Origin of the sequence: Tenacibaculum sp. SSH1-16, assembly GCF_040104435.1 — a bacterium.
GTDB lineage: Bacteria > Bacteroidota > Bacteroidia > Flavobacteriales > Flavobacteriaceae > Polaribacter > Polaribacter mesophilus.
The window spans coordinates 370621-386745 of sequence record NZ_JBECOV010000003.1 but is presented as its reverse complement, the minus strand read 5'-3'; the positions used below and the strand labels follow the sequence as shown (position 1 = coordinate 386745).

Sequence of the window (16125 nt, the reverse complement as noted above, 5' to 3'; positions counted from 1 at the left end):
AAAAAGGAGAGTCCAATGAAAAATCAACCGAAATTAACCGTAGTAGGTGCAGGACCAGGAGATGCTGATTTAATCACCTTAAAAGCCATCAAAGCATTAGAACAAGCTGATGTGGTATTGTACGATGCATTGGTGAATAATGAACTGTTAGGATATGTGAATCCGAATGCAGAATTAATTTTTGTAGGAAAACGCAGAGGATGCTATCGATATCAACAAGAACAAATCAATGACTTGATTGTTACTAGAGGATTTTCTCACGGACATGTAGTACGTTTAAAAGGAGGTGATCCTTTTATTTTTGGTAGAGGGGCAGAAGAAATGGAATATGCAGCTAAACACGGATTGGAGGTTGCTGTAGTGCCAGGGGTTTCTTCATCGTTAGCAGTACCAGCGTATCAGAATATCCCGTTGACAAAAAGAGGAAGTTCAGAAAGTTTTTGGGTAATTACAGGAACTACAAAACAGCATCAATTATCAAATGATGTTGCTTTGGCAGCAAAATCCAATGCAACGGTTGTTATTTTAATGGGAATGGGCAAACTCTCTGAAATCATTCAGCTTTTTAAGCAAGAAGGAAAGAACGAATTACCAGTAGCCATTATTCAAAACGGAACAACTCCCGAAGAAAAAATAGGAATCGGTACTGTAGATACGATAGAAGAAGTCGTAGCTAAAAATAACTTGAGTAATCCTGCTATTATTCTGTTAGGAGATGTGGTAAATCACAGACAGCAATTACTACAAGTGCAACAAGAAGTAGCTTTAAAAGAAGTGGTATAATGGAAGAAAGAAATAGTTTATATCCAATCTTTTTAAAGACTAAAGAATTGGAAGTGCTAATTATAGGTGGAGGGTTCGTAGCAGAGGAAAAACTACGATTTTTATTAAAATCGAGTCCAGATGCTAAGGTAACTATGGTAGCTTCTTTTTTTAGAGAAGAAACTGTTGAAGTAGCTCAAAAAGGTGAGGTGAATATGATAATAGATAGCTATAACGACACGTATTTACAAGGAAAACATTTGGTGATTGCAACCACTGATGTTCCTGAAGTAAATATACAAGTGTATAAAGATTGTAGGAGTCAAAATAAATTGGTGAATGTAGCAGACAATCCACCGTATTGTGATTTTTATATGGGCGGAATTGTAACCAAAGGAAATGTAAAAGTAGCTATTTCAACCAATGGAAAATCGCCAACAACTGCTAAAAGATTGCGTCAGTTTTTTGAAGAAGTAATTCCAGAAGACATCAATCAATTAGTACAAAACTTAAATAGTTATAGAAAAACCATCAAAGGAAACTTTAAACAAAAAGTAGAAACATTAAATAAGCTAACTGAGAGTTTAGTAAAGTAATCTTTCGCCTAAGTTTATCTTGAGGGAAGTCGAAAGGCTCAAGACAGGCTAAAATGAAGAAATCTATAAATTTATAAAATAGAGAGAGGTCACTGAGCGTAGTCGAAGTGACAAAATAAAGAGGACATGATACAAACAGATATATTAATTATTGGAGCGGGTCCAACAGGGCTATTCACCGTTTTTGAAGCAGGGTTATTAAAATTACGTTGTCATTTAATTGATGCCTTACCACAACCAGGTGGGCAGTGTTCAGAAATTTATCCTAAGAAACCTATTTACGATATTCCAGCATATCCAGAGATCTTAGCAGGAGATTTAACTAAGAACTTGATGGAACAAATCAAGCAATTTGAACCAGGGTTTACCTTAGGTGAGCGTGCTGATACTATTGAAAAGCAAGATGACGGAACGTTTATCGTAACTACCAATAAAGGAACAAAACACCAAGCACCTGTGGTAGCTATTGCAGGGGGACTGGGAAGTTTTGAACCTCGTAAGCCACCGATTCCTAACATTGCTGATTTTGAAGATAAGGGAGTAGAGTATATGATTAAAGAACCAGAATTGTACCGTGATAAAGATGTAGTAATTGCTGGAGGAGGAGATTCTGCTTTAGATTGGTCTATTTTTTTAACAGATGTAGCAAAATCGGTAACCTTAATTCACAGAAGAAATGAGTTTAGAGGAGCGTTAGACTCTGTAGAAAAAGTTCAAGAATTAAAGAACTTAGGTAAGATAAACTTAATTACACCTGCTGAGGTAAAAGCAGTATTAGGAGAAAATCATGTAACAGGTGTTGTAGTAGAAGAAAAAGGGAAAGAACCTTACATGATAGATACGGATCATTTTATTCCATTATTTGGATTAGCACCTAAATTAGGTCCTATTGCCAACTGGGGATTAGAAATTGAGAAGAACGCTATTAAAGTAAACAATGCGCTAGATTACCAAACCAATATAGAAGGTATCTATGCCATTGGAGATGTGAATACCTATCCAGGAAAGCTAAAATTGATTTTGTGTGGATTCCACGAAGCAACACTCATGTGTCAAAGTGCTTATAAACGTATATATCCAGATAAAAAATATGTGATGAAATATACCACTGTTGGTGGTGTAGACGGTTTTGATGGAACAAGAAAAGAAGCACCAAAAGCGGTAGTAAAAGCAATTGAATAATTGGGGATTAGGATGAAAGTAGTTAGGAGTTTAGCGAATAAGTTTGTTGTAATTACAAATTTTTAGTAAGCCCCTTCACCAGCAAAACTAAAATAGCCTACCTAACTACTGATTCCTATAATAAATTGTTACTGATGGATAATCAAGATATTAATATAAAAATAACAGATCGAGAAGGTGTAATGCACGAGGTAGTTGCTCCGACAGATATGGCAATGAATTTAATGGAGGTAGTTCGTTCTTATGAGCTTGCTCCAGAAGGAACTATTGGAATCTGTGGAGGAATGGCGATGTGTGCCTCTTGTCAATGTTATGTAAAATCAAATCATGAATTGCCAGAAATGAATGATGATGAAGATGCAATGTTAGCAGAAGCATTTCATGTAGAAGAAAATAGCCGATTAGGATGCCAGATTCAAATAACACTTGAATTAGAAGGATTAGAGGTTGAGTTAGCTCCTGAAAGTTAGTTATTTTTGTAAAAAAAGAATAAATGCAATTTAAACAATACGATTTATCATTAAAAGATGATGTAGCAAATTTTACAAAACAATTATTTTACGCATTGTTTAATGATGTATGTCAAGAAAAAGCAAATCATTTAAAAGAAAAGTTTAAAAAAATTTTAAACGGGTTGGCTATCAAAAATGCTTCGGTAACATGGGCTGCATACCAACAAACATTTTGTGGAATACGAGAAAAGTTAGATTTAGATGCCAAGGCATTTGAAAAGACTGACCCAGCCTGTAAAAGCTTAGGTGAAGTGTATCTAGCCTATCCAGGGTTTCATGCGATTGCTGTATATCGTTTGAGTCATGAATTGTACAAAATGAAAATACCGATTTTACCAAGAATGATGAGTGAATATGCGCATGGATTAACAGGAACAGATATCCATCCAGGAGCAACGATTGGCGATTCGTTTTTTATAGATCATGCAACAGGAATTGTAATTGGAGAAACTACCATTATTAAAGAAAACGTAAAAATATATCAAGGAGTTACCCTAGGAGGAATTCAAGTTAAAAAAGAATTAGCTTCTACAAAAAGGCACCCAACCATTGAAAGTAATGTAACCATTTATGCCAATGCAACTATCTTAGGAGGAGATGTAGTAATAGGTAGTGATAGTATTATTGGCGCTAATGTTTGCGTAACCAACTCTGTACCCGAAGGTTCTATTGTAACCTATGAGTCAGAAAATAAAATAACCACTAGAAAATCCTATGTTAAATGATGTAGGTACCAAATTAACCATGAAAACTAAAACAATTATAGATAGTATAGGAAATACGCCACTCATAGAAGTTTCAAACATTCTTCAAAAAGAAGGCGTAAAACTATTATTAAAACTAGAAGGAAATAACCCTGGCGGAAGCGTAAAAGATAGAGCAGCTTTTAATATGATTGCTGAAGCTATTAAAAGGAAAAATATCCGTCCAGCAGATTATTTAGTAGAAGCAACTAGTGGAAATACAGGAATAGCGTTAGCGCTCATGGCAAAAGTGTTAGGAGTAAACATGGTATTGGTGATGCCTGAGAACTCTACAGAAGAACGAGTGAAGACTATGCGTGCATACGGAGCTGAGGTTATTTTAACGGATGCAGAAAGAGGTATTGAAGGTTCTAGAGATGTCGCCTTAGAGTTACGCTATAAAAAAGGCTATTTTATGCTGAATCAGTTTGAAAATACCGATAACTGGAAAGCACACTATAAAACTACAGGTCCAGAAATTTGGAACGACACCGAAGGAGAAGTAACTCATTTTGTTTCAGCGATGGGAACTACAGGAACCATTATGGGAGTTTCTACCTATTTAAAAGAACAAAATCCAGAGGTACAAATTGTAGGAGCACAACCTAAAGACGGAGCTAGAATACCAGGAATTCGTAAGTGGTCGCCAGAATACCAACCAAAATTCTTTAATAAAAGTAAGGTAGATCAAGTGGTAGAGTTAGATGAAAATGATGCTAAAAACATGACTAGAAAGTTAGCACAAGAAGAAGGTGTTTTTGCAGGAATGAGTAGTGGAGGAGCAGTACATGCAGCTTTAGAAATAGCTAAAACGATTGATAAGGGTGTGATCGTTGCAGTTATTTGCGACAGAGGAGACCGCTATTTATCTTCTGATTTGTTTCAATAGACTGTCTTTACTTATTTTATAATACAAAAATTCCCGTCTAAGCGGGGATTTTTAAATTTAAGCAGCTGTTAATTTAATATATAAACTCTTGTTTTTTACTTTCTAAATTACTTTTAATTCATTGTTAGCAACAGGTATTTTTATTCGCACATTTATATTGTCTAACTAATTTAAATAAGGAATAAAACTGTTGAGGGTACTTTATTGTATTGATATAAGCATAATTTTAGCAATTTTTTATTCTTTTTAAGTAAGCGCTGTACAATACAAAATAAAAAACCGTACAAAAAATGTATGCTTTTACTACACAATAATATCCCCAATTCTATTACATATAATAGGTGAACGACGTATAATAATTAATTAGTATTAAGCTTCATACAGTAGTGTATGAAATCATCCGATACTACTGTATGATGTTATGATACAGTGGCATATATTTATAGTACCACTAAAAAAAATTAACACCTCAAAGCTTGCCTTAGTAATTAAGAGCTTTTACTTATAAATACCTTGTGAGCTTATTAGTAGGTTTAATTGTTTTCTACAATTTGGTCTCCTCGATAAGTATGATTTTTATCCTTATACAGTAAAGAATGTTTTTTATTTACTGGTCCAAAAGTAGCCACATCAGCGTCTTTTAATAGTTTTCCATAGACAAATACATGGTTTTTATCTTTTGAATAAAAAGAGGTTTTAAATATACTGAACGTATTTGGGTCAGCTTTTTCAATTATATCTCCGTGATAGAACACGTAGTTTTTATCTTTAGAATACGGGAATTGAATTATTTCAAAAGAAGAAGCATCAGCATTCTCAATTTTTACTCCATCATAAACGACCTTATTGTCAAATAATAGAAACTTATCTTTTAAAACAGTTAAATTGTTGATGTTTTGGTAAGGTATCGATATTAGAGAGTCTACCATTTTACCATTTTGATACTCCTGAAAATCATAAATATTGTTTTTATCAGCAATATATCTATTGTTGATTTTTTTAGTTGTAGCTGGATCTATTGTAGAAGCTAGTAATTTATAGCTTTTTAATGAGTATACATTATTTTTATCTTTAACAAAGTTGCTATTTATAATTGTAAATGAATTATAATCTACATTTACAGGCTTATAGTTGTAAAAATAAAATTTATCGTCTTTAGACCAATCATTATCAATTTTTTGAAATGTGTTTGGATTAGCTTTAGCTATTTTCCACAAGTGCTTTTTTCCTTGACTTTCCTCTTGAATATCTTGGGGTAAATAGTTTACAGCTAAATATACATGGTCTTTATCGAAACAGATGTAATTGTCTTTGTGGACATAAAAGGTAGAAACATCTACTTCATTATCTATAATATGAGTTTTAAAATATAGGTGATTTTTGTCTTTTCCAAAATCTCTTCCTAAGACCTTGAAGCTCTCAACATCTGCATTTATTTTAGTGTTACCCAATTCAAACCAATTTCCCATAGGAGAATAACAGATGTTATTTTTTGATTTTGAATAGTAAAAGGAATCTGAAATAGATTTATCTACAGGACCTGCAAAAGGACTACAAGCTTGAGAGATAATTGCCATTATAAATAAGAATGCCTTTAGAAGAGGAGAATGTTTAGCTCGTGTAATTTTTTTAATTATAAAATTCAAAATAAGTATAATTATGATTGTTGATATATAAGGGTAGTTTGTAATTAAGTTCATGAAATAACTATATAATTAGTGTTTGTAACTTAAATAACTTTTATTTTTCGTAATAGTTGTATCCAATAAGTTTAATAAGTTTTTGTATTCTTTTTTTATCTGTAATTTTATGTAAAATAAAAACATATTCGTCTGATTGAGTATCTATAAACCCTAATTGAAGATTATTTTGTCTTAAAGGTTTATCGAAATCCTCAAAAACGTTATCAAAAGAAACAGATGCATTTTTTTTGTAATTATTAGGACTGGGTAAGTCAATAGATAAGTTAAAATTATCTTTTAATGTTGATTTTAAAAACCATTCTAAATCTTTAATATCAGCTTTCCAGTCTAATCTTATAATAAACGAAATATCATCTTCTTCTAAAAGGTCTATTAAATAGTTAAGTGTTGTAAAATATTCACTGTCATTATCATAGTTTTTAAGGTTTCCTATATGATTTAAAACGCATTCTTTTTTGTTTAAAACACATGTTTCAGTCAGTTCTTTGTATGCTTCTCGCTGAATACTATTTATAGATGGACGCTCTTTTTTTGTGTTTACTTTTTTGTTTGAGTTTTTTTCTCTTTTTAAATTTTCTTCTACGAGTTTAATGAGTTCTGAGAAAGTAGCTTCTATTTTAGTTATAAATCTTAAATCAGACACAGGTTTATGCATATCTGGAATATGAAACCATTTTATATCTTCACCACCATTGCATTTTCTTATTTCAATTTGGTTTTCAATTCTAACAATAAAATAAAACTCTGTAGGGAAGTTATAATCTTCATAGTCATAAAATATAATTGAATTTGGAATATAAACTTTACGTTTACTTGAATCATATTCAATATCGTCTGTATATAAAAGTAACGTTTTAAAAATCTCTTTCTTTGAATTAGTAAACTCAATTTTTTTTGGAAAGTTTTTTTCAATAATTGTATTTTCAAATATGTATTTGAAAGAATTAATATTAAGAGTAGCTGATTTAAACGGTTTTCCGTATAGTTTTTTCTTATCGTAATATATTCTTGCCATATTTTTTATTTTGTAAAACAAAAAAGGGTTGTTTAGTTTTCTAAACTAATTGTTTGTTCTATTGCGTACGTATATGAAATTTTACTATTTGTTATTAATTTGGGGTTTATCAATCCACCTTCTTCACTACTAATTCTAATTTTTAAATAATCTGCAATTGTTAAAGAATCTTCATAAAACAATTTTGGTACTTTATAGTTTCCTTTTTTAGTATTTATAGTATGATGAATTGTTGATTTTGCATATCTTCCACCTGAATGCATGTTTGTTTTATCTTTTTGATGTACTAGTTTCCATAACTCTACGTTTGCTAATGTATTATTAGTTTTCCAGTTTAGTACGAAGTCTTCATCTAGAGATATATTTTTAGGGAAATTGAATTTTGATGTTATTTTACTTGGCTTTATATAAGCTATTGGATATTTAGCACTGTCAGGTAAAATTATTTCAAAGTAATAAGATTCTCTTCGTACCAAATCATCTGTTAGATAAACAGGATATTTATCATAATAATTTCCAGTTCTAATAAACAATTTTAAAGGTTGTCCGTTTAATAGAACCTTTATGTTTTCATTAATAATTCTCTTCTCACCGTTAGATATATAAACATTAATTTTATTCAATGATGTTTTTTTAATACCATCCTCAATCAATATTTTAACTTGTATATTTGAAATGTTATTAGCTTCTATTTCTGAAAGTGTAGTTGTATTACAGCCTTGAAAAAGTAATAAAAGAAATATTATGTTGTAGTATCTCATTATAATTAAAAAAAGCTTGTTTTTAAAATAAGAAAAAGAAGTTAATAATAACAATTTTATCCTCTTTTATTATTAGCTAAGGTAAAATAAAAAAGGGTGCTAAATACATATATTAAATATATGCTTAAGAGTTTTATTTATTAATCAAATTAAAGATAGGAGAGGCTTACTAAAAACTTGTAAAAAGGTGGTATAGGTAACAATCATTTCTAATTTTAATATTTTTCAATGAGTTTTTTCACTCTTACATTAAAGTTTTCTTTATTAATTCCAATCAGCTGATTAATAGTTTTTAAGTAGTTTTCCAACTTGTTTTTCCGCCCTGCATTAATTAATTTTAAAATAGCTTTATTTCCTTTTTTTATTTCAATTTCTTTAGCTATAATTCCAGAAATTGTTGAGCGTACAGAACTTTCAGGAGCTATATTTGTAAAAATCTTTTTATTGCTTTTAAAAAGCTTATAAAGGCTTATGCTTGGGTTTTTAGAAAGATATTTTTTTAATTCAACTACCAATCGTTTATGCGTAATCATTTCTCCTTTTTTGTCAGTGTAATATGCATTGCCCCATAAATATGCAATACCTTCTTCGGTTATCCAATTTCGATTGCTACGCTTGTTTATTTTACCTGAATAATAATGGAATATATCGTGTGAAAAGTCTTCATTATTCATTATTGCAAAAATTGTTTTTGAATCTACGCCATAACCGTCTCTGTATTTTCCGTTAGAGAAAAGGGAATAACCATAACCTAAGAGCTTTGAAATTTCTTGAAAATTTTCAGTCATATAAAAATCAAACTTCTCTGGTAGTACCCCTAATTTATTTGCAATTTCAGAGTTTTTTTTATTAAATATCTTAGCTCTATCTGTATTAATAAAATTTCTGAAATGATAAGTAATATTACCAAAAGTTTGTGTTTTCCAGTATCGAGTTAAATAATCAAGTGGAATTGAAAAAGTAAATTTATCATTATCTTTTGTTGCAATTAAATTAACAATATATAAGAGAATTGTTTCAGAATTAGGCTTCTGATAGTTATATGAAATTGAGATGAAATATTTATTTTTATCGGATAAGGGATAAATATTTATTAGTTTTTTGTCTTTATACTTCAAAGCCAAACTATCTTTTCGTATTTCATAATCTACTAGTTTTTGGAGTTGTGAAGAGGTTAGTTTTTTTCTTTTGGGTGTTAATAAATTTTCGTTTACTTTACCTTTTGTTAACTCAAAAAAAAAGGATTCTAAACTTTTATTAAAACTTTGCTTTGTAATGGAGTCCATAGGATTAAATAAAAACTTAGGAATTATTACAGTTTCTTGTGCAAAAACCAAAGTATAACAGAAAAAGAAAATTAAGTTTAGAATTTTTTTCAGCATTTTGTCTAATTTATTTGAAGTATAAAAACATTTATAGGTAGATTTTTAGCAATTTTATTTTATCTAGCTAATATAAACAAAATAAAAAACCGTGGAACGTGCACGGTTATAATATTTTATGAAATATAAAAAAGATAAATGAATATACCCTCCTCTTAGTTTTAATAAAAGCTAAATAAAAGAGCAGATTTAAGAAAATGTTTTGCAGATTGTGCTTTATGCTGTTTATATTCTATAAAAAGACTTTCTATAGGTTTTCTGACTTTATATGTATTTTGAGAATAATCCTCGTCAGAACGATAACCAACAGGAGCAACTACAGCAGCATTTAAACCTAACTTATCCAAGTCTAATATTTTGTTATAAGCTTCGGCGTCAAAACCCTCCATAGGACAAGCATCTATTTTAAGTTCAGAGCAAGCATTTAGCAAATTCCCCAAAGCAATGTAAACTTGGTTAGAAGTCCACCTGCTTTTTTCAACCAAAGTTCTGCTCGTAACGTCAGACTTAATAAAATCAGCATACTCTTTAAAATTAGAAATGTCTACTTGTTCTATTTCAGATTTTAAAGAAAAATAAGCATCTATATGGTCATTGGTAACCTTTGTATAATTGCAAAAAACAAATAAATGCGAAGCATCAGTAATTTGACTTTGTCCGTAAGAAACAGCTTTTAACTGTTCTTTTATTGCACTGTCTTCTATAATCAAAATGGTATACAATTGCAGACCGTAAGAAGAAGGAGCTAATTGAATCGCTCTCTTTAAAAGTTCTATATGCTGTGCTGAAACTTTTTTAGAAGCATCAAATTTTTTAGTGGCGTATCGCCATTCTAGGTTGTCTATTAAAGTCATACTATAATTGTTTAAGAATATGACAAAAATAGAAGAGGAGTAGCTACAACACCTTTACATATGTTGATTAAACAATTTTTAACGTATTTTTTCCTTCCCAAGGGAGTTGGATTGAAAATACAAGTAAACGGAACCGTCAGCGCGTCACGTTGAACCTTCCAAAGAACAAATAAACTAAGTTTTGAATGTAAACAAACAATTTTCTATTAAAAAGGTGAAAAAAAATTAATTTTTTAGTAAGAGACTTTTTATTAGGTATTTAGTAGCTTTAATGTAAGTTGCTAAAAATGATTACATGAAAACTCTCTATACCTTAATTGGAGTAGCATATCTTCTGTTCGTAGTGGTGACGTCGTACATGATTTTAGTCGAGCCACTCATAAAGGCATGTAAAAAAGTGAGAAATAAAAATAATATGTTATTACAAGTGTTTTTTCTTTGATAGGAATTACATTAAAAGGGTAACCATAGCAACAAATAAGACAAAAGAGCTATTATTTAAGTATTTAGCATAAGGTTTTAAACGAGCAGAGAATGTGTTTGTATTCTAACATCACTTTTCATAGTTGTTAAAAGAATGGTAAATGATTTAACAATGAATACAAAAGTCTTAGTTAGATGAATCTTTGGCATACATATTGAAAAACTCTAAGAAAATTATTTTATTAAGAGAACAATTTCAGGGCAAATTAGGTTTTGTTGTGTATAGTTATTTTTCAGTTCCTTCTAATTTCTTTTGTAATTCAGAATTTATTTTCTCGTCAACTATTGCTACAAGTTTTTCTTTCTCAAAATTGTACTTTTTCAGAATTATTGGTTCATTGTAGCTTTCAAAAGCTCCATTTTTGTTTTTATCTATTCCAAATTCAATAATTAAGTTTTTACTCTTATTTATGAATTTATAGTTATAAACATCCATTCCTTCAATTCCAATTTTTCGAATCTTATTTTCTTTAATTGAATAAATATAAAGAGAGGTTAAGTCTCTCAAATTTATCACACCATCTTTGAAAGTGTCCTTATCAGAAGCTTTAAGTAGAATAAGTATTTCTTTGTTAAAATATTCAGATTTGATCTCGTTAAAATTAATTCGTTTTTTAAATAATTTCTTATTTATTGAATTAGGCTCGTCAAAAACGATTATGTTATTGTATTCTCCATAATATTCTCTAGAATATCTTTCATCTCTCTTTTCTTTTACACTAAAATCGGAACCTGAATCTGAATAAGCATTTAAAAGTCCATTTAATCCAATATCTTCTTTTTCGTTTAAAGTTTTGTGAGAAACTGGAATTATATATTGTGAATTTAAAGTGTCAATTAAAATTGGAGTTTCGTATGAGATAACTTGTTCTCTTTTATTTTCTTTTTGAAGTTTTTCAATTTTTTCCTTTGATAAAACTCCAGTTTCAGGTTCTTCATAATTATATCTCCTATGTTCCTGAATGACTATAGATATAAATGAAACTAATGCAATAATTAAAAATATTCCCGCAATTGTTCCTAAAATGGCTAGTAACTTTTGATTATAATTCTTTATTTTTTCAATTTTCATAGAGTTGATTTATAATTTTACACACAACTTGTTAAGAGAACAAAAACTACTTTTATCAGGAGTATTGAAGGTGATAAACGGAAGTTTCAGCAATTTTATTCTTCTTGTTTCAAGTATCCAAGATAAAACAAAATTATGTTGCACCCTAGTAGTGAAAGCAGTCTTTTTCATTTAGTTATTTAATTATGAAAATAAAAATTGGGTAAATAAAAAATAATACTATAACTTTGCCCCGTTCATTAACGTATTGATGTTATCAAGAAAGGTGGAGGGAATAGACCCTTTGAAACCTTAGCAACCCTTTGTGCAAACAAAGAAGGTGCTACATTCTACTGCTTCGGCAGAGAGATAACGAAAAGAATTTTACTTCCTCTTTTCCTGATAACATTACACTAAATATCAGGAATGTCAAACATTTATCAAGAAATACAAAAACGAATCCTTGTGCTCGATGGTGCTATGGGAACCATGCTTCAGGAATATAAGTTTACTGAAGAAGATTTTCGTGGAGAACGTTTTAAAGACTACCCAACACCGTTGCAAGGAAACAATGATTTGTTGTCCATTACGCAACCCGAAGCTGTAAAAGAAGTACATAGAAAATACTTTGCGGCAGGAGCAGACATTGTAGAAACCAACACCTTTTCAGGAACTACCATTGCCATGGCAGATTACCAAATGGAAGAGTTGGTGTACGAGTTAAATTACGAGTCTGCTAGAATAGCTAAAGAGATGGCCGATGAATTCACAGAGAAAGAACCACACAAACCTCGTTTTGTAGCAGGTTCTATCGGGCCTACCAACCGTACCGCAAGCATGTCACCTGATGTAAACGATCCGGGATACAGAGCCGTAACTTTCGACGAGTTACGCATTGCGTATAAACAACAAGTAGAAGCTTTAATTGATGGAGGATCAGATATTTTGTTAGTAGAAACTGTGTTTGATACCTTAAATGCTAAAGCCGCTTTATTTGCTATTGAAGAGGTAAAAGCGGAACGAAATATAGAAATTCCTATCATGGTTTCTGGAACCATTACCGATGCTTCAGGTAGAACATTATCGGGACAAACAGCCGAAGCTTTTCTGATTTCTATCTCTCATATTCCGTTGCTATCTATAGGATTCAACTGTGCTTTAGGGGCTAATTTATTACAACCACACTTAGAAGCGATTGCTTCTAAAACAGAGTTTGCCATTTCTGCACATCCAAATGCCGGATTACCGAATGCTTTTGGAGAGTATGACGAAACTCCAGAAGAAACAGCGGAGCAAATAGAAGAATATTTAAAGAAAAACTTAATCAACATTATAGGAGGGTGCTGTGGTACCACGCCAAAACATATTTCAGCTATCGCAGCAATAGCAGCGAAATACAAACCACGAAAAGCTGAATTTGTTGCAGCAGGACAAAATAGTTAGTAGATGAGTGAGGAAAGACGATACATGAAATTATCGGGGTTAGAACCGTTAATTATAACACCCGAAAGTAATTTTATCAATGTAGGTGAACGTACAAATGTAGCAGGGTCGCGTAAATTTCTTCGATTGATAAAAGAAGAAAAGTTTGATGAAGCGTTGGCAATTGCTCGTCATCAGGTAGATGGAGGAGCACAAATCATCGACATTAATATGGATGATGGTTTGATAGAAGGAAAAGAAGCAATGGTACGCTTTTTAAACTTAATAGCTTCTGAACCTGATATTGCCAGAGTTCCTATTATGATTGATAGTTCTAAATGGGAAATCATCGAAGCTGGATTACAGGTAGTACAAGGTAAATCGGTTGTAAACTCTATTTCTTTAAAAGAAGGTGAAGAAAAGTTTATTTGGGAAGCAACTCAGATAAAACGATACGGAGCTGCTGTAATTATCATGGCTTTTGATGAAGTAGGACAAGCAGACACCTACGAACGAAGAATTGAAATCGCGGAACGTTCGTATAATATATTAACCGAGATTGTCGGTTTTCCGCCAGAAGATATCATTTTCGATTTAAATATTTTTCCAGTGGCAACTGGAATGGAAGAACATCGAAAAAATGCGTTGGATTTTATTGAAGCTACCCGATGGGTACGTGAAAATTTACCGCATGTAAGTGTGAGTGGTGGAGTAAGTAACGTATCATTTTCTTTCAGAGGAAACAATGTGGTACGTGAAGCTATGCATTCGGTATTCTTATACTATGCTATCAAAGCAGGGATGAATATGGGAATTGTGAATCCGACCATGTTAGAAGTCTACGATGATATTCCGAAGGATTTATTAGAACATATTGAAGATGTTGTTTTAGATAGAAGAGACGATGCTACAGAACGTTTATTAGAATTTGCTGAAACGGTAAAAGGAACTAAAAAAGAAAGCAGTGAGCAAGTTTTAGAATGGAGAAGTTTACCACTACAAGACCGTATTACACATTCTTTAGTAAAAGGAATAGATGCTTTTATAGAAGAAGATGCTGAAGAAGCTCGTTTGAGTGTCGCAAAACCACTACATGTAATTGAAGGACATTTAATGACAGGGATGAATGTAGTTGGAGATTTATTTGGTGCAGGAAAAATGTTTTTACCGCAAGTAGTAAAATCTGCCCGAGTAATGAAGAAAGCGGTAGCCTATTTGAATCCTTTTATTGAAGCAGAGAAAAGCGAGGAACAACAAGCTATCGGAAAGATATTGATGGCAACGGTAAAAGGAGATGTGCATGATATCGGTAAAAACATCGTATCGGTAGTGTTAGGTTGTAACAATTATGAAATTGTCGATTTGGGAGTCATGGTTCCGCCAGAGAAGATTATTGAAACTGCTAAAAAGGAGAACGTAGATGCGATTGGTTTAAGCGGATTGATAACGCCTTCGTTGGATGAAATGGTGTATTTAGCCAAAGAAATGGAACGCCAAAACTTGGAGATTCCTTTATTGATTGGTGGAGCAACAACCTCGAAAGCACATACCGCTGTAAAAATTGATACGCAGTATAAAAATGCAGTGGTGCATGTAAACGATGCATCAAGAGCAGTAACCGTAGTAGGAGATTTATTGAATAAAGAAACCTCAAACGAGTATGTTGCCAAGTTGAAGAAAGATTACGAAGAGTTTCGAGATAAATTCTTAAAACGAGGAAAACAGAAGCACTACATACCAATTGAAGAAGCTAGAGAGCGAAAATTCAGAATAGATTGGGAGACTACTAACATTACTAAACCAAAAGAATTAGGAGTACAAAAGCTAGAGCAAGTAAGTTTAAAAGATTTGGTACCATATTTTGATTGGAGTCCGTTTTTCCGCTCATGGGATTTACATGGAAAGTTTCCTGATATTTTAGAAGATGAAGTAGTAGGAGTAGAGGCAACCAATTTGTTTGCAGATGCTCAAAAGATGTTGCAACAAATCATAGAAAAACAAGCATTAAAGCCCAAAGCTATTTTTGGTTTGTTTGAGGCAAACTCTATTAACGACGACGATATTTCAGTTCAAAAGAAAGGAAAGGAAGTCGCAGTATTTAGAACCTTACGTCAGCAATTAAAAAAACGTGAAGGAAAACCAAGTTTTGCTTTAGCAGATTTTATTGCGCCCAAAGAAACAGATAAAACGGATTATATAGGAGCTTTCTGTACCGCCATTTTTGGCGCTGATGAATTGGCATTACAATACAAAGAAAATCACGACGATTACAATGCAATTATGGCACAAGCCATTGCCGATCGTTTTGCTGAAGCTTTTACTGAATACTTACACCACAGAGTAAGAACGAAACATTGGGGTTATGCTTCTGAAGAAAACTTAACGAATGATGAGTTGATAAAGGAAGCATACAAAGGTATTCGTCCAGCACCTGGGTATCCTGCATGTCCTGATCATCTAGAAAAAGAGACAATTTGGGAGCTTTTACAGGTAGAAGAGAACATAGGAGTAAGTTTAACAGAAAGCCTAGCTATGTGGCCTGCAGCTGCAGTTTCAGGCTATTATTTTGCCAATAGTGAAGCTAAGTATTTCGGTTTAGGTAAAATAACAGACGATCAAGTAAGAGATTTTGCAGAGCGAAAAAGTATACCCTTAGAAAAAGCCAGAAAATGGTTACACCCAAACATATCAGACAATTAATAATAACTTTAAAATAAACAAACAAAAGAGCGTATTTAATTAACAATAAGTTTTAAGTTAGGTAAACTAA

Annotated in this window: 14 protein-coding genes and 1 riboswitch; of the genes, 8 read left to right on the top strand and 6 right to left on the bottom strand. The window is 31.8% G+C overall.

Going from position 1 to position 16125, the window contains the following annotated elements:
* The first annotated feature begins 15 nt into the window (after nucleotides 1-15).
* The 6 genes from cobA to cysM all read left to right on the top strand — a co-directional run bounded on the left by cobA (nucleotide 16) and on the right by cysM (nucleotide 4684).
* Nucleotides 16-783 carry a uroporphyrinogen-III C-methyltransferase gene (gene cobA / locus ABMY20_RS06710; RefSeq protein WP_349264917.1) on the top strand — a complete coding sequence of 256 codons (768 nt, stop codon included), beginning with the start codon at nucleotides 16-18 and terminating at the stop codon, nucleotides 781-783.
* Complete coding sequence (locus tag ABMY20_RS06705) at nucleotides 783-1358, top strand: bifunctional precorrin-2 dehydrogenase/sirohydrochlorin ferrochelatase (protein ID WP_349264916.1); 576 nt, start codon at nucleotides 783-785, stop codon at nucleotides 1356-1358. Before cobA ends, ABMY20_RS06705 begins: the two co-directional genes overlap by 1 nt.
* A gap of 126 nt (nucleotides 1359-1484) precedes the next feature.
* Complete coding sequence (locus tag ABMY20_RS06700; RefSeq protein WP_349264915.1) at nucleotides 1485-2540, top strand: NAD(P)/FAD-dependent oxidoreductase; 1056 nt, start codon at nucleotides 1485-1487, stop codon at nucleotides 2538-2540.
* A 134-nt stretch (nucleotides 2541-2674) separates the two neighbouring features.
* Nucleotides 2675-3010, top strand: coding sequence for a 2Fe-2S iron-sulfur cluster-binding protein (locus tag ABMY20_RS06695; protein WP_073182911.1), 336 nt, complete (start codon nucleotides 2675-2677; stop codon nucleotides 3008-3010).
* Nucleotides 3011-3033: 23 nt separating this feature from the next.
* Complete coding sequence (epsC, locus tag ABMY20_RS06690) at nucleotides 3034-3777, top strand: serine O-acetyltransferase EpsC (protein WP_349264914.1); 744 nt, start codon at nucleotides 3034-3036, stop codon at nucleotides 3775-3777.
* A gap of 19 nt (nucleotides 3778-3796) precedes the next feature.
* On the top strand, nucleotides 3797-4684 hold the full coding sequence (gene cysM / locus ABMY20_RS06685; RefSeq protein ID WP_349264913.1) for a cysteine synthase CysM: 888 nt from the start codon (nucleotides 3797-3799) through the stop codon (nucleotides 4682-4684).
* Nucleotides 4685-5217: 533 nt separating this feature from the next.
* Here the strand turns inward: cysM and ABMY20_RS06680 are convergent.
* From ABMY20_RS06680 to ABMY20_RS06655, 6 genes are all read right to left on the bottom strand, one after another.
* Nucleotides 5218-6261, bottom strand: a complete 1044-nt coding sequence (locus ABMY20_RS06680) for a DKNYY domain-containing protein (protein WP_349264912.1) — start codon at nucleotides 6259-6261, stop codon at nucleotides 5218-5220.
* Nucleotides 6262-6424: 163 nt separating this feature from the next.
* The gene (locus tag ABMY20_RS06675; protein ID WP_349264911.1) at nucleotides 6425-7402 is read right to left on the bottom strand and encodes a hypothetical protein; all 978 of its coding nucleotides are present in this window, start codon (nucleotides 7400-7402) and stop codon (nucleotides 6425-6427) included.
* 32 nt (nucleotides 7403-7434) lie between these two features.
* Nucleotides 7435-8163 carry a hypothetical protein gene (locus ABMY20_RS06670; RefSeq protein ID WP_349264910.1) on the bottom strand — a complete coding sequence of 243 codons (729 nt, stop codon included), beginning with the start codon at nucleotides 8161-8163 and terminating at the stop codon, nucleotides 7435-7437.
* Nucleotides 8164-8378: 215 nt separating this feature from the next.
* Nucleotides 8379-9545 carry a hypothetical protein gene (locus ABMY20_RS06665; protein ID WP_159615796.1) on the bottom strand — a complete coding sequence of 389 codons (1167 nt, stop codon included), beginning with the start codon at nucleotides 9543-9545 and terminating at the stop codon, nucleotides 8379-8381.
* A gap of 161 nt (nucleotides 9546-9706) precedes the next feature.
* Nucleotides 9707-10399 (bottom strand): NAD(P)H-dependent oxidoreductase, encoded by a 693-nt coding sequence (locus ABMY20_RS06660; RefSeq protein WP_239179390.1) that lies wholly within the window; start codon nucleotides 10397-10399, stop codon nucleotides 9707-9709.
* 709 nt (nucleotides 10400-11108) lie between these two features.
* Nucleotides 11109-11954 (bottom strand): hypothetical protein, encoded by an 846-nt coding sequence (locus tag ABMY20_RS06655; protein ID WP_239179392.1) that lies wholly within the window; start codon nucleotides 11952-11954, stop codon nucleotides 11109-11111.
* A gap of 250 nt (nucleotides 11955-12204) precedes the next feature.
* Nucleotides 12205-12309, top strand: a riboswitch (SAM riboswitch).
* Between the two features lie 50 nt (nucleotides 12310-12359).
* On the opposite strand from ABMY20_RS06655, the gene ABMY20_RS06650 reads away from it, so the two are divergent.
* Both ABMY20_RS06650 and metH read left to right on the top strand, forming a co-directional pair.
* Nucleotides 12360-13376 (top strand): homocysteine S-methyltransferase family protein, encoded by a 1017-nt coding sequence (locus ABMY20_RS06650; RefSeq protein ID WP_349264909.1) that lies wholly within the window; start codon nucleotides 12360-12362, stop codon nucleotides 13374-13376.
* A 3-nt stretch (nucleotides 13377-13379) separates the two neighbouring features.
* On the top strand, nucleotides 13380-16055 hold the full coding sequence (metH, locus tag ABMY20_RS06645; RefSeq protein ID WP_349264908.1) for a methionine synthase: 2676 nt from the start codon (nucleotides 13380-13382) through the stop codon (nucleotides 16053-16055).
* The last annotated feature ends 70 nt before the right edge of the window (nucleotides 16056-16125 follow it).